The organism is Pediococcus damnosus, assembly GCF_001611155.1.
GTDB lineage: Bacteria > Bacillota > Bacilli > Lactobacillales > Lactobacillaceae > Pediococcus > Pediococcus damnosus.
The window spans coordinates 1,272,250-1,286,649 of record NZ_CP012294.1; the positions used below are offsets into that span (position 1 = coordinate 1,272,250).

The 14,400-nt window shown below is 38.5% G+C and carries 16 protein-coding genes and 2 pseudogenes; 12 read left to right on the forward strand and 6 right to left on the reverse strand.

The features are described from left to right. Positions 1–10 precede the first annotated feature (10 nt). Both ADU73_RS06000 and ADU73_RS06005 read right to left on the reverse strand, forming a co-directional pair. Positions 11–493 (reverse strand): nucleoside 2-deoxyribosyltransferase, encoded by a 483-nt coding sequence (locus ADU73_RS06000; protein ID WP_062913285.1) that lies wholly within the window; start codon positions 491–493, stop codon positions 11–13. A 20-nt stretch (positions 494–513) separates the two neighbouring features. Beyond that, positions 514–1,158 (reverse strand): NAD(P)-dependent oxidoreductase, encoded by a 645-nt coding sequence (locus tag ADU73_RS06005; RefSeq protein WP_046871169.1) that lies wholly within the window; start codon positions 1,156–1,158, stop codon positions 514–516. Positions 1,159–1,301: 143 nt separating this feature from the next. On the opposite strand from ADU73_RS06005, the pseudogene ADU73_RS06010 reads away from it, so the two are divergent. Together ADU73_RS06010 and ADU73_RS06015 are read left to right on the forward strand one after the other, a co-directional pair. Next, positions 1,302–2,815: pseudogene (locus ADU73_RS06010) on the forward strand (gluconokinase). 82 nt (positions 2,816–2,897) lie between these two features. Then, the gene (locus ADU73_RS06015; protein ID WP_046871168.1) at positions 2,898–3,104 is read left to right on the forward strand and encodes a PLD nuclease N-terminal domain-containing protein; all 207 of its coding nucleotides are present in this window, start codon (positions 2,898–2,900) and stop codon (positions 3,102–3,104) included. A gap of 93 nt (positions 3,105–3,197) precedes the next feature. Here ADU73_RS06015 and ADU73_RS06020 read toward each other — a convergent pair whose 3' ends face one another. Then, positions 3,198–3,836 (reverse strand): AAA family ATPase, encoded by a 639-nt coding sequence (locus ADU73_RS06020; RefSeq protein WP_046871167.1) that lies wholly within the window; start codon positions 3,834–3,836, stop codon positions 3,198–3,200. 29 nt (positions 3,837–3,865) lie between these two features. Next, positions 3,866–4,624 carry a hypothetical protein gene (locus ADU73_RS06025; RefSeq protein WP_062913286.1) on the reverse strand — a complete coding sequence of 253 codons (759 nt, stop codon included), beginning with the start codon at positions 4,622–4,624 and terminating at the stop codon, positions 3,866–3,868. Between the two features lie 174 nt (positions 4,625–4,798). Between ADU73_RS06025 and ADU73_RS06030 the strand changes: the two genes are divergently transcribed. The 6 genes and pseudogenes from ADU73_RS06030 (at position 4,799) to ADU73_RS06055 (ending at position 10,520) form a co-directional block, all read left to right on the forward strand. Further along, the gene (locus ADU73_RS06030) at positions 4,799–5,608 is read left to right on the forward strand and encodes an alpha/beta fold hydrolase (protein WP_046871165.1); all 810 of its coding nucleotides are present in this window, start codon (positions 4,799–4,801) and stop codon (positions 5,606–5,608) included. A 647-nt stretch (positions 5,609–6,255) separates the two neighbouring features. After that, on the forward strand, positions 6,256–7,296 hold the full coding sequence (locus ADU73_RS06035; protein WP_046871164.1) for an oxidoreductase: 1,041 nt from the start codon (positions 6,256–6,258) through the stop codon (positions 7,294–7,296). Between the two features lie 125 nt (positions 7,297–7,421). Next, positions 7,422–7,745, forward strand: coding sequence for a helix-turn-helix domain-containing protein (locus ADU73_RS06040; RefSeq protein ID WP_052694478.1), 324 nt, complete (start codon positions 7,422–7,424; stop codon positions 7,743–7,745). 129 nt (positions 7,746–7,874) lie between these two features. Further along, positions 7,875–8,720, forward strand: coding sequence for a sulfite exporter TauE/SafE family protein (locus ADU73_RS06045; protein WP_046871162.1), 846 nt, complete (start codon positions 7,875–7,877; stop codon positions 8,718–8,720). After that, complete coding sequence (locus ADU73_RS06050) at positions 8,720–9,121, forward strand: DUF1634 domain-containing protein (protein WP_062903910.1); 402 nt, start codon at positions 8,720–8,722, stop codon at positions 9,119–9,121. The genes ADU73_RS06045 and ADU73_RS06050 overlap by 1 nt, the downstream gene beginning before the upstream one ends. Positions 9,122–9,395: 274 nt before the next feature. After that, positions 9,396–10,520, forward strand: a pseudogene (locus ADU73_RS06055) (NADH-dependent flavin oxidoreductase). A 44-nt stretch (positions 10,521–10,564) separates the two neighbouring features. On the opposite strand, the gene ADU73_RS06060 reads toward ADU73_RS06055, so the two are convergent. Then, positions 10,565–11,779 carry a DUF2075 domain-containing protein gene (locus ADU73_RS06060; RefSeq protein WP_046871160.1) on the reverse strand — a complete coding sequence of 405 codons (1,215 nt, stop codon included), beginning with the start codon at positions 11,777–11,779 and terminating at the stop codon, positions 10,565–10,567. 121 nt (positions 11,780–11,900) lie between these two features. On the opposite strand from ADU73_RS06060, the gene ADU73_RS06065 reads away from it, so the two are divergent. Genes ADU73_RS06065 through lepB form a run of 4 tightly spaced genes read left to right on the forward strand, consistent with a single transcriptional unit; the run spans position 11,901 to position 13,773 of the window. Beyond that, a complete protein-coding gene (locus ADU73_RS06065) occupies positions 11,901–12,425 on the forward strand; it encodes a GNAT family N-acetyltransferase (protein WP_046871159.1) in 525 nt (174 codons plus the stop codon). Between the two features lie 21 nt (positions 12,426–12,446). Continuing rightward, complete coding sequence (locus tag ADU73_RS06070) at positions 12,447–13,154, forward strand: SDR family oxidoreductase (protein ID WP_046871158.1); 708 nt, start codon at positions 12,447–12,449, stop codon at positions 13,152–13,154. A 14-nt stretch (positions 13,155–13,168) separates the two neighbouring features. Further along, positions 13,169–13,324 (forward strand): S26 family signal peptidase, encoded by a 156-nt coding sequence (locus ADU73_RS10735; protein WP_414477485.1) that lies wholly within the window; start codon positions 13,169–13,171, stop codon positions 13,322–13,324. Beyond that, on the forward strand, positions 13,324–13,773 hold the full coding sequence (gene lepB / locus ADU73_RS06075; RefSeq protein WP_371861581.1) for a signal peptidase I: 450 nt from the start codon (positions 13,324–13,326) through the stop codon (positions 13,771–13,773). Before ADU73_RS10735 ends, lepB begins: the two co-directional genes overlap by 1 nt. Before the next feature lie 40 nt (positions 13,774–13,813). Here lepB and ADU73_RS06080 read toward each other — a convergent pair whose 3' ends face one another. Then, positions 13,814–14,365 (reverse strand): YiiX/YebB-like N1pC/P60 family cysteine hydrolase, encoded by a 552-nt coding sequence (locus ADU73_RS06080; protein WP_046871157.1) that lies wholly within the window; start codon positions 14,363–14,365, stop codon positions 13,814–13,816. Positions 14,366–14,400: the final 35 nt, after the last annotated feature.

A 14,400-nucleotide genomic window follows, 5' to 3' on the forward strand; every position in this document is an offset into this window, starting at 1 on the left:
GTGGAGAATTTTAAACAACATCTAACGGTACGTACTTGCTTTGCAAATTGTAGAAATCGTAATCCGCTAATTTTTTAATATCAGTTTCACCATTGAAAATAGCAGTATAACTCCCAGCTAACATTAAATTAATGGCCTGTTTTTCGTTTTTATCGAAACGAACGAGGATAACTGATTTATGTTGCCCATAGGCGTATCCACATTCCCAAATAGTGCCAGAATCGGGAACATGTTTGTCGTTTTCTAATTCATAGTCTAGGATGGCAACCACCACGTCGTCCTGGTCGATTTGACGAATGTCAGCGTTGAACGTAGCAATTTGCCATTCGAAGGAGCCTGCCTCTGCAGCAGTGTATTCATCTTTGCCAGGAAGAAAAATGGCTTCTGAATTAACGGTTTGGTTCTTTTCAAGTAAGCCTTTAATTGTGGTGACACGGTGATTTTGACCTTCACTGAAAAATGGACCAGCAAGGTAAACGGATTTGGGTTGCATGGAATTCTCCTTTAGGTTTCTTATTTGTTGCGAACGGTAAAGCGGGCCTGATGGATGCTTGGTTGCTCAAGTTCATCTAAAATAGCTGCAGCAAAGGTGCCAGTAGAAACTTCAGATTTATGATTATCATCAAATAATAAGTCATCAGAACCACGGACGTAGGCTGTTTTAGGGCCGACTGTGTAATTTGCAGAAGGTGACACACCTAGCCAATTTACGTTGGAAACGGTACGTAAAAAGTTGAGTTCTTGATGCTGAGCTTCAGGGGTATCAATCCAAGCTGCCGCACCGGGGGTTTTTCTTAATTGGTCAATTTCCAAACCACCGTCGGTTCGAAGACTGCCGGCACCTAAAATGAACACTAACCGAGGTGAGTCAGTTTCCCGAAACATATGAATGAGTTGAGCTGCTAGATCTAACTGATCGTATGCAAGATGCTTTTGGGTTGGAAAACTAATAGCATCGATTAAGACGTCTAATCCCGCAAAATCTTGTTTGTTAAAAGCGAAAGCATCTTTTGCAATGATCGTGACTGTATCTGCAAATAGTGATTTAGCTTTGTCGGCGTTACGCACGAGAGCAGTAACCTGATGATTGCGTCCCAGAGCTTCTTTAACAAGACTTGAACCAGTATTTCCAGTAGCACCAATAATTCCAATTTTCATATTTAAACGACCTTTCAATATTTTTGGTAAAACGTTTATTTAACATCTATAATTAAAATTATAAAACAAATCATACCCGAATGTTAGTAAATAGTTTTATAAGCTTTGATCGGGTTTATATTGAAATATATTGGAGAAAGTTCATGAAAGCAATTATTGGCGTTGATATTGGGACCACAAGTACCAAAACAATTTTATTTGATTTAAACGGTAAAAGTTTAGCCAGTCAAAATATTGGGTATCCGTTATATCAAAATCAATTAGGGATGGCTGAAGAAGATCCGGAACAGATTTTTTCAGCAGTGACCCAAGGAATTCGTAATGTTTTAAAAAATAAACAGGAAACTTTTTTGAATTGGTTGGTGTTTCGTTATCAGCGGCGATGCACAGTTTGATTTTAATGGATCAGAATAATCAGCCTTTAACGAGAGTTGTGACTTGGGCGGATAATCGATCAGAAAAAGTCAGTGCTGCACTACAGCAAAACGGAATGGCCCAAGAACTGTATAGACAGACAGGAACACCAAATCATCCGATGACACCCTTAACCAAAATTATGTGGTTTCGTCAGGAACGGCCTGATTTGTTTGCCCAAGCAACGAAATTTATTGGAATTAAGGATTATGTTTTATATCGACTGTTTGGGCGTTATGTCATGGATTATGGATTGGCCTCAGCGACGGGTCTACTTAATTTACAGACATTAGATTGGGATCAGCAAGCGTTAAAGATTGCAGGAATTACCAAAGCGCAACTACCAGAGCTGGTAGATACTGAAACGCAGCTAACTGGGTTGAGCGAATCAAATGCTAAATTATTGGGTCTGAAATCAGATGTGCCATTTATTATTGGTAGTAGCGATGGGGCTTTAGCTAATCTAGGGGTCGACGCAATTACACCTGGAAAACTAGCCGTCAGCATTGGAACGAGTGGTGCCGTGCGTATGGTAGTTGATCATCCGGTCTTTGATCCGCAAGGCAAACTATTCTGCTATGTGTTAGGAAAAGGGCGTTGGCTAGTTGGCGGTCCTGTTAATAATGGCGGCATTATTTTACGTTGGGTTCGTGATCAATGGTTTTCGGGAGATAAGAAACCAACCTATCCAGAATTAATGCAAATGGCGGCGAAATCAGTTTCTGGTGCGCATGGATTGGTTTTCTTACCGTACTTAGGTGGTGAACGTGCACCAATTTGGGATGCTAATGCGCGGGGAATATTTTTCGGATTGACACGCCAACATACTCAGGCAGATATGGTTCGGGCGGTTCTTGAAGGAATTGTATTGAATCTTTGTGAAGTGGCTCAACGAATTGATCAAGTTGCTGGACCGATCAAGAGTATTCAAGCAACAGGTGGTTTTTCTGAAGCAGATTTATGGATTCAAATTCTAACTGACTGTTTTGATCAGCCAGTAACGGTTCCAGATAATCATGAGGGGTCAGCATTGGGTGCGGCTGTGATGGGAATGCACAGTTTAGGATTAGTTTCGGATCTGACAGAAATTCATCGACTGGTTTCTGATTCTAAACAGTGGCAACCAAATAAAAAACGGGCACAAAGATACCATGAGTTCATGAAGATTTGGCTGGAAACTAGTCAGTTGGTTGAACCAGAGTACGCCAAAATTGCAGCATTTCAACAAAAGTATTCAAAATAATGTATTTGAATTGCAAACGTTTTCAACGTGGCGCATACTTAATTTAAATTAGTGAATATTTAATTAAGGGAGCGTGATTATTATGGGAAAGAAGCATGAGTTTAAACAACAGTATTGGCCAATCGTTGTTTTAGGAGGATTAATTCAACTGTTTGCCTTTGTAGATATCTTGAAGAGTCATGAATTTAAACATGGTAATAAGTTGATCTGGAGTGTGCTGGTATTTGTAGTGCCACCATTTGGAGCTTTATCTTATTATGGATTTGGAAAGATTCGGACGGATAAATAAAACTATTCAGGACCAGCAAAAATAATTAAGCAGTAGCCGATTTAATCATGAGAGTGATCAAATTAGCTACTGTTTTTTGTTAGGATAAATATTTTAAGAGTTTATTTTTAGTTTAAAAGTTTTTAAGTCACCTTGAAATTTGCAAGTACCATGATTAATTTGAACAATCCAAGCATTATAATTTGGAACATTTTCAATATGATGGGTCGTTAAAATAACTTGTTTTCCTTGCTGAATTAAATGCTCAAAAATAAACATAATTAACTTTGTTGCGTAAGGGTCAAGAGCGTTATCTGGTTCATCAAATAAGAATAAATTTCGGTTCAAACAACTTACGCAAAAGTCCATTATAAAGCGACGCTCGCCGCCTGACATATTTCCTAGGCGAAGTGGAGTTATTTTTTGTAAGTAGGACTTTGTTTCTTCATTTTGAAAATTGATTTGGACTTGGTCTAGGGAGCAAATAAGATCAATAATTTCTTGGCCAGTTGCTTCTTCAGGGAAGGACATGTGTTGTGTTAAATACGCAATTTGAGAGATTTCTGGGAATTGTTGAAAACAAGAATTACGTTGATTATCTACATTAGCGATTAAATCTAGTAGTGTAGATTTTCCAGTACCATTAGGACCGAGAATAACATTTAGCTGATTTGTTTTAAATTTTAAACTGAGATCTTTAAAAATAGGAGCGACTGTTTTTACGTAACTAAAATTCAAATGATTGATTTTCATATATCTTCTCCAAGTGAATACTGCGGTTATTAATATTTAGAAGTGTTTGTGGCAATAGAAGCGTGATTTAATGATAAAAAACCGATACTTAAATAACTGATGGTAACAATTAGGACTGTTAAAAGAACAAAAGGATCGACATTTTCCTGATGAAAGCTCATCAAAATAACATTCAAAATGTCAGTTGCGTAATTTAAAGGGAAAAAATCAATTAAAAAATGTAAGAAATGTGCACCGGGATGAACTGCACTTAACAACAAAGCTGCAAAAATCGTACCATTCGCCAAAACGTTATAAGTTTGAACCTTGATGTGGAACAACAAAAGAAGATTTGCAAAGATTCCTAAAGTGAAAACGCCAATTGAGGTATAGAAAATACTGATTAACAAGATAATAAAGTTAAAACTGTGCATTAAGAGCATAGCTGCTAGGGTGAATAAAAGAATTTCACCTAAAGTTAAGACTAGTTGGGTGATAAGATGCGCAAAAAAGAAAATCTTTTTATTACCAGTGAGATAGGTAAAGGTTTTTAAAAGGTTGTTTTCACGACCAGATACCATGGCGTCAGTGACACCGTTTAAAATAGAACAAATTAATATGTATGCCCAGAATTCAAAAAGAAGGTTTATGATATCGGTTGATGACTGGTGGGTCTGAGCAAAAATAAGTTTAGACTGACTTATCATAAAGTAGGCCGTTGGGAAACCTAGTGTATAAATAAAGACAGTTTTTTCTCTTAAATTCATTTTTAAATAAAAATGTGCCAAAACCATTATTTTATGTAGCATTTTAGAGTCTCCTCACAAACGTATATAATTTATTTTACAACGGAAAGCATATGAACACAATTATAAACTAATCTAAATTTAATTTATGGTAGCCATTTGAAAGCAAAAATAGCATTTATTAATTTTTGATTAGGATGTAAACTATACTTTATCGAAGTAATAGGGGATGACTTTATGAAAACTATTGATACAGGGCATGGATATATTCATTATTATTTTAAAATTGCAGCCAAAACTTATCCGACAGTTTTATTTTTTCAAGGTTCAAGTGGTGCAAATTGTTACCTGGGTTTTAAAAATATTATTACGGCATTACCTGATAAATATGGTATTTTAGCGATTGACCAATTGGGATATGGGGAGAGCGATCTGACACGTAGTGAAAGAACCATTGACAATATTCTTGCGGAAACTCAATCAATTGTGAATAAAGAGCAGATTCATAAAGTGATTATTTTTGCGCACAGTCTTGGTGGCCTGTACGCTTTAGGATATATAAAACGATTTTCAGATTATGTACAAGCCGTGATTGGGGTGGAACCAGTTACGGGAGTTGCCGAAATGGACGTAGATGATATGGTTAGAGTAACGAAGGAAGAAGCACAGGAGGTTGCCAGAGATCGGGCACAAGGTAAAATTCCTGAATCTGAACTAAAAAGTCTGATTAATCCAAATTTGAATAGTGTTGATTGGAACAAACAATTAGAAATTTTTCAAAAGTTGCTAGATAACGAAACTCAAGTTAATGAAGCTGAAAATTTAAAAAGCAGTATTCAAAGCGTAAAAAAAATTTCGATTCCAAACAAAATTCCCGTTTTGATTTTTTCACGAACAAAACGACAATCTGAGTATCAAACCTCTGAATTTAAAAATGATCACCCATTTTCTAAAATTAGTTGTTTTGGTGATTCTCATTTTTTGCATTGGACAGAAAGCAGTCGTGTGATTCATGAAACGACAAATTTTTTGAATCAACTTTTATAGAAGAAAGGCTTAAAAGTGATTCATTTTTTTAACACTTGAAAGCGGTTTCTACCTCGCTTATGATTAGGTTAATGGGCAAAGGATGATTAATCTGTTTATTCAGCTAGATGTGTAGCGGATAAATATTTGAACAGGAGCCAGTCCGCGTGGCCGGTTATCGGCCTAGAAGGATGGACATCCGTAGTGAAGATAAGATTTTGCGCTAGCAAAATTATACATTAATAATGAATAGGAGCCAGTCCGACTAGCCGCTTTAGCGGTGTAGCGAACTACTCCACGGTAAGGAGGATCATCAGCAAAGTACGCTAATGATCTTGGATGTTGCGGACGTTGACCATTCTTGTGGCCGAAGTTCAGACCGCAAGAAGCATGGCAGGATGGACATCCGTATGAAAATAGGATTTTGCGGATGCAAAATAGACATTAATATTTGAATAGGAGCCAGTCCGCGTGGCCGGTTTTTGGCCTAGAAGGATGGACATCCGTAATGAAAATAGGATTTTGCGGATGCAAAATAGACATTAATATTTGAATAGGAGCCAGTCCGCGTGGCCGGTTTTTGGCCTAGAAGGATGGACATCCGTAATGAAAATAAGATTTTGCGATAGCAAAATTATACATTAATAATGAATAGGAGATCATACAACATGGCATTAAAAATGGCAATCATTGGTTTTGGTAAGAGTGCAAATCGGTATCATTTACCTTATTTGAAACAGCGGAAGAATATTGAGGTTAAGTATATCTATAACCATCGCCGTCATCCAGAACGAGAGACTGCTTATCAAAATATGGGAATCAAATTTACGACGGATTTGGATGAAGTTTTAAAAGATGATGAAGTTCAGTTAATTACTGTTTGTACCCCAGCAGATACGCATTTTGATTTTGCCAAACAAGTGTTAGAAAGTGGTAAAAATGTACTTGTTGAAAAACCATTTTGTAAAACGGTGGCAGAAACCAAGCAGTTACTAGATTTGGCTAAGGAAAAGCATTTAATTGCGATGCCTTATCAGAATCGGCGTTTTGATAGTGATTATTTAACCTTAAAAAAAGTTCTGGACCGTGGCTATGTTGGCGAACCGCTTGAGATTGAATCTCATATGGATAAATATCGTCCAGATGACCAAGTTCATACCGGAGACAAGATTAATGGGACTTTTTATGGTTTAGGAATTCATATGTTGGATCAAATGCTGGCGTTGTTTGGCAAGCCAGAGTCTGTTGCCTATGATATTCGCGCAATTCAAAATTCAAAAAGTACGTTGGATGATTATTATCAAATGGACCTGCACTACGGAAAACTGAAGGTCACGGTGAAAACTAATCCATTAGTCGCTGATCCATATCCAAGATTTATTTTGCATGGAACAACGGGTTCTTATTTGAAATATGATATTGATCAACAAGAGAATGATTTAAAACAGGGAATCATGCCTGATGCAGATGATTTTGGTCAGGACACGCCTGATAAATTTGGTCATGTAAAGTATCATAATAAAAATGGTGATTGGATTGAAAAACAAATTCCAACTGTTCAGGGAGATTACGGCCGAATTTATGACACCTTGTATGACAGTATCGTTAATGGAAAGGCCAAGTTGGTCAGTGATGAAGAAACGCTCTTGGATATTGAAATCCTTGAACGCGGGATTCAACAACCAAGTCCTAGTGTTGTAAAGTTTTAAAAACCAATTGGAATTTTGAGTGTGCTAGTTTGTGGGCATTCAAGATTCTTTTTTTTGTTTTTACAGGCAGCTTTCTTTACTAAAAAGCTTATTGTTATCATAATTAAAGTAGAGAGGTGATGACAATGGAGCTGCAAAGTGAAATTATCAAAAATCGACAACGTTTGAAGTTATCCCAAGCTGAATTGGCAAAACGAGTTGGTGTGGGAGAAGAGAATATTAAGCAGTGGGAACAAGGTGGTCAGTCTCCAAGTGTAGAAAATTTGATCGATCTCAGTAATTTATTTGAAATTAGTTTGGACCAACTGGTTCGCGGAAAAGGTCAACAAGAGTTTAATGAAGTTGTGGCAGGGCAGCCAATGTCAGTATGGGACTTTTTGGCCCGCTACTGGTGGTTACTTTTTGCCCTGGGTGGATTCATAGTTTGGGCGCTTAGTCGATTTTCGTAAATTATAAATAATCAATTAAACTCTGGCTGAAAGGCTGGAGTTTAATTGATTGTTAGGGAGGTTTCCAGTAACATAGGTTGTGAGCTGCTTTACGAGTGGAAAGTGGCGATAGGAGCTGAGGAGGATCTCATGATAAATACGATTATGTTATTAATTGTTGTCGGATTGGCCGCTGGAATTTTTGGCGCGATTTTCGGCATTGGCGGTGGGATGATTGTGACGCCAATCCTGACACTTGCGATGGGGCTGGACATTAAATATGCAATTGGTGCCAGTATCATTTCGGTTATTGCAACTAGTTCGGGAGCGACCGTTGCTTACTTAAAAGATGATATGTTGAATTTACGAGTAGCAATGTTTCTGGAAATTGCGACAACCATTGGTGCAATTGCTGGCGCGATCTTAACGGGATTATTGCCATCCGCAGTATTATACATATTATTTGGATTGTTACTTTTATTTTCAGCATGGAACATGTATCGAAAAATGCGGTCTGGCAAAGAAACCACTGATAAAATTCAACCGGATTCTTTGTCGACTAAACTAAAATTAAATGGTAGTTATTATGATAATGCGGTCGACAAACGGATTGATTACCAGGTGGCAAATGTGCCTGGCGGTTTTACAATGATGCTGGGCGCTGGCTTGGCTAGTGGTTTGTTGGGGATCGGTAGTGGTGCATTTAAAGTGATTGCGATGGACACAATTATGAAAATGCCTTTGAAGCCATCAAGTGCCACTAGTAATTTAATGATGGGGGTTACGGCGGCGGCCAGCGCAACCGTGTACTTCTTTAATGGCTCAATCCAACCAGAAATTGCGGCACCTTTGGCCATTGGAATCCTAGTAGGCGCGGCAATCGGTTCCAAGATTATGAAACATTTGCGCGCCCGCGTTTTACGGATGATTTTCATTCCAATTTTGTTTTATATTGGATTGCAAATGTTCCTTAAAGGATTTGGGGTGACAATCTAATGGCACAAAATAAAAAAACAGAGTTAGCAGAAGATACGAAAAAAATGGAGGAAATGAATCAGATTGAACTGATCATTGGCCAGGTTTTACGGATCGGAGTTATTATTTCTGCCGCTGTTATTCTGATTGGAATTTTATTACTGGCAGTTACCGGAAAAACAGGCTACGCGCCAAATGTTTATCCAATCACGGTGAAGTCCATTACGGCCGGAATTTTAGCCTTAAAACCCTTTGCAATCATGATGTTAGGACTCTTCTTACTGATTTTGACACCAGTTTTACGAGTAGCTGTTTCCATTTATGCATTTGCGAAGGAAAAAGATCACCTTTACGTTTGGATCACGACCTTTGTTCTGGTTATTTTACTAATCGGAATGGGCATCGGGTATCTCGGTAAATAAAATTTACTGGCAAAATTAAGTAGCGTGGTATAATTGAGTTCCTTGGCAGGGGCACAATAAAACATGTGAGCAAGTTATCGGAAGTAGACGGTAGCTTGTTTTTATTTTGAAACTGAATAGTTTAGTAGATTCACGAACCGTATATCGGCCTAGTTTTGCCTTGTACCCTGTTCGAAAACTTCGCAATTAGTGAATCGATCAAGTCAAAATGAGCGGTGATTTCCAAGTAGTGAACTATACTGGATAAGTATTATACACGAAAAGGGATGAAAGTATGTCAGATTATCAATTTTTAAATGCGTATACTTTTGCAAATGGGGCAACCGTTAAAAACCGGATTGTGATGCCACCAATGACTGAACGAAGTGCTTTTGAGAATGGCGTTGTGTCGAACGACGAAATTGAGTACTATCGTAAACGGGCCGGTGGTGTCGGGATGGAGATTACTGGTTGTGCGAATGTTTCTAAGTTAGGCAAAGGATTTGAAGGTGAGCTTTCAGTCACTGAAGATCGAGATATCCCACAGCTTTCCCGGTTGGCAGCTGCAATGAAGAGCCAAGGCGCAAAAGCGATTCTTCAAATTTTTGATGCTGGGCGCATGACTAATACTGCGATTTTACGTGGTGAACAACCCGTCAGTGCGAGTGCAGTTAAAGCTACAAGAGCAAATTCGGAAACACCACGAAAATTAAGCGAGCATGAAGTTGAAAAAATTATTAAAGATTTTGGTGCAGCCACCAAACGGGCCATTCAAGCCGGTTTTGATGGTGTCGAGATTCACGGTGCTAATACCTATCTAATCCAACAGTTTTTCTCTCCAGATTCCAATCGGAGGCGTGATCAGTGGGGTGGCTCGTTGGAACAGCGGATGAACTTTCCAGTGGCAGTTGCTGAAGAAGTTCGCCGAGTAGCTGATCAGTATGCACCGCGGACGTTTATTGTCGGATATCGCATTTCTCCAGAAGAAATTGAAACACCTGGAATTCGGCTTGATGACACACTGACCTTAATTCCCCGCTTGATTAAAAGTGGGATTGATTACCTTCATGTTTCTTTAAACAAGGCATAGCAAACTTCTTTGAACGATTCAACGGATTCACAACCGATTATTGAAAAAATTCAAAAGGTGGTTGATCATCAAGTTCCAATGATTGTGGTTGGGCAATTAACCAAACCAGCTGATGTTGAAAAGGTAATGGATGCCGGATTTGAATTTGCAGCAATGGGTCAAGAATTAATTCGTGAACCAAATTGGGTTCAAAAAGTAATGGCCAATGATGAAAAATCTATTCGATATGAGCTATCGCCGAGTGATTTGGATGAATTGGGCATTACCGAACCATTATGGGACTTTTTGAAAGGTCCATTTAAAGATGCCATTCATATTACCAATGAATAAATGCAAAAAATCACTCCTAACAGATTACTGTTAAGGAATGATTTTTACTTTTGGGTGAGTCTTTTTCTGAGCGTAGGTTGGCTTGCATAAATGTATAGTCCATGGACACCGCGTTTTAACAAGACATTTAAGGTGTTCATAATCAAACGAATTTTGATTGCTTTTAATTTCTTAGGATCGGTTAAATCGTCCCTTTTTTTAAAAATTTCACTATCTGTCACTTTATCCAGGTTAACCGTCACGCCGTCCGTCTTAGGGACATATTCAATTGGCGGGCCAAGGATAACGCCCACATAATTCAAGTCAAATCCTTGAACAGTATAGATTGAGCCGACTTCGTTAATCGTGGTCGGTTTTTCTGCCCAGGATTGGCTGGAATAGTTGTATTGATCCCAGGGAAGTTTAAAGTTTCCTTCCACAATATAATGTTTACCACCATCTAATTTTGAGGGATAACCAGTTGTGGACACAATTCGCGATAAACCGACGCGGTCATTTTGTTTTTTTATTAATTGGTACATCTCTTCCGCGTCAGTCATGATACGAAAATCAAAGTGATCATTTCGTTTAAGCGGGATGGGTTCAATTTTGCCATGTGTAAAGCTATCAATCCAGTCTACCAATTTGGGATCTGCATGCATCCGGAATTGGTTGTGAAGGACATAGCTTTCATGAGGATAAGGCTGGACAAGTTTTTCTAAACGCTCTCGATTCCAAAAACTTTTAGTTTTGAGTACCTGATTTTCGTCAAAAACTAAAATGACGATTCTGCTATTATGAATAATTTCTGTCAGCTGATTTTGTTGATCAAAATTATTATAGCGATCGGGGCGTGATAACAAGAGATGAGCCTCGTCAATCACGGCAATGTCATACATGAGATGATCTTTATGACGACGATTGATAAACGTGGTTGGGCGATCAAAATCTTTTTTATACAGGTGAGGCTGGTCACCAGCAATTTCTTGATAAACTTTCAAAATTTCAGGATGGTTAACTAAAAAAATGTTTTTAGTGGCATAGATATCGCTGGTAGAATCACTGCGAGCGGCAGTTTGGATATCATTAAAAATTTGGCTTAGCACAACACTTTTACCGGTCCCAGCTTCACCGTAAATTGTGAAAATGGCGTGGTCCGAATGGTTAAGATGCTGGTTAATAAATTTTAGAATTTTGTTTTTAAGGCTTAATTGATCAGCAGATAGCGGCTTAAAAGGAGATAGTTTGTAGCGAGCATCGTTGGTATGGTCTTCAGACATGGGAATCCTTCTCTCTGGAAAAGTTACTTTCATAGTAAAACAGATTGAGGGTATTTGGCAATTTATGGCCAGAATGTAAATTAGTCAGTGGTATACTTAGCAAAAAAGGAAGTTACTGAAAATGATTGAAATTGTGGGCTTAACCAAAGAAAATATGGCAGATTGGGATGTGTCAAACACGCCATTTGAATTAACAGGACGTGTCATTCCAACGCTTAAGGGCGGTAAATGGACAGTTACTGAAGAACCTTTTGCAGTTGCTAAGAAAACTAAATTTCCTTCCGAAAAACCAGATGAAACTTATTTAACCGATCCTCAAAAGCAACTTTATTTTGCTTATTTGGATGGAAAAAATGTTGGCCAGATTCGGATGTTTAGAAATTGGAACAAGTTTTGTTATATTGAAAACATTGCGATTAAAGCCGGCCATCGGCATGCGGGGATTGGTCAACAACTCTTCGCAGCCGCAGAAAAATGGGCTCGAGAGAATGATTATGTTGGAATTCAACTAGAGGCTCAAGATGATAACCTCAATGCCTGTCAGTTTTATCAAAAACGTGGTTTACAACTAGGCGGGGTAGATACTTTATTTTATACGGCCAATCCAAACATTAGTGTGGCGTTACAATGGTACAAAATATTTTAAAAGACCAGTTGGAGGAAAACTGTGAATTTAAAAAATCAACGAATTTTAATTATCGGTGGAACGTCTGGATTTGGCGCAGAAGTTGCTAGACAAGCTCTAAAGAAAGAATCCGATATTCATGTTATTGGCCACAGTGAACAGCGGTTGAGTGAATTTCTGGACCAAACTAATGGCGTAATGGGGCAGGCAATTGATGCACGGGACCCCCAAGCGTTAACGGCTTTTTTTGAAACGCAGGAGCCATTTGATCACGTGATTTCGACTCTCGGTGGGGCGATGGGTGGTGGATTTTTGGATAGCTCACTCGCGTTAATTCGTAAAACCATTGAAGAAAAGTTCTTCGTGAACTTGCAACTTGCTAAAATTGCCAGCAAGCATTTGAAACGTCACGGGTCATTAATTTTCACATCTGGATCAGGTGGTCATCCAAGTGATGCTTCGGGCGCGATTGTTGGAAACCAAGCCATTAATACAATGGTGGCTGGTTTGGCTGTGGAAATGGCGCCAGATTATCGAGTTAACGCCGTTTCACCAACGTGGACACCAACAGGATTGTGGCGATCTATACCAGCTACTGAGTTGGAGAAACAGGCGGCAACGTTTGCCAAAAATGTTCCGCTTAAAAGAGTTGGAACTGTGGAAGAAGTGGCGTCGGCCTATTTATACTGTATGGAAAATGAATTTATGACGGGGCAGATTATGCGAATTGATGGCGGCGTTGATTTGTAGAAGGTAGGAGAAAATTGAAATATTTAAAATCAGTGTTAAGTTGGTTATTACCTGTTGCGATTGGACTTGTTTTAGCAATTATTATTCGGGCCAGTTTTTTTTCAGTAGCGGTAGTTAGGGGAGATTCAATGAAGCCTAACTTACAAAATAGTGAACGGGTTGGCTTTTAGTGCATCAGGCGAAGATTGAGCGAAACTCAGTCGTGATTTTTGGCGCTTATGGAGTTGACCCCGGAGTTAAAAATAAAAAGCTTGAATATGTCAAAAGAGTAACTGCAGTTTCGGGAGACCGGATTACCTATCGAGCTAATGGAACACTAACTGTGAACGGAAAAAGAGTTTCACAGAGTTATATTAGTAAAAATCAGCAAACGGCCGGAACTCTAGATATTATTGGCGTTAAGAGTTTTACACTGGCTAGCTTAAGTAAATTTGAAAATTGGCCGAAGTTTCGCGGAGCAACCCAGGTTCCAAAGGGCTATTATTTCGTGCTTGGTGATAACCGAATTGTTTCTAATGACAGTCGGTACTATGGATTTGTGCCTAAAAATAAAATTTACGGTGTCGTAAAAACGCCATTTTGGAATAAGAACCATAAATTAGTTAACGATCAAAATTAAAAATCAAAAGCATTGTCCAGAAATTTTGGGCAGTGTTTTTTTATGGAGTCAGGCTTTCAATTTTAGTTACTGTGCCTTGTTGAGTCATGTCATTTGGATTTAAACCTAACTCACCGTTTGGAACAGAATAACCTAACTTTGCATAATGGTTTCGCCAAAAAGGTAAAATTTGTTTATGTTCTTGATCCATGAAGTTCATCGGAATTAGATGGAATATTTGTGTGGGCTCAAAGGCTATATATATAAAGTCAGCACAGTAATAGCCCGGTGCACTGGGAACGTAGCTGGCATTATAAACTTGTCCGAGAAGCTGTTTGGCCTGTTCAATAATTAAAGGAGCATCTATTTTTTGAGTGGCGCGATATAAATCAATTTTTGCCCACTGACGTGTTTTGAACTTTTTAAAAGTTTCGCGAATACTTCCGGTTGAAGGAAGGGTGTGAAGAACAAAAAATTCGTTATTTGCGGTTACTTCAAGTAAGGCGACGTGATCATAATTAGGTGTTTTTGAAGTGGCGGTGCTTTCCAAGATGGCGTCTGACAAGTTATCGGGAACACTTTGGATAAATAAGAGATCAGCATTTTTAAACATTTTTTGACTCCTTGATATGTGTTTTAGAAACAGAG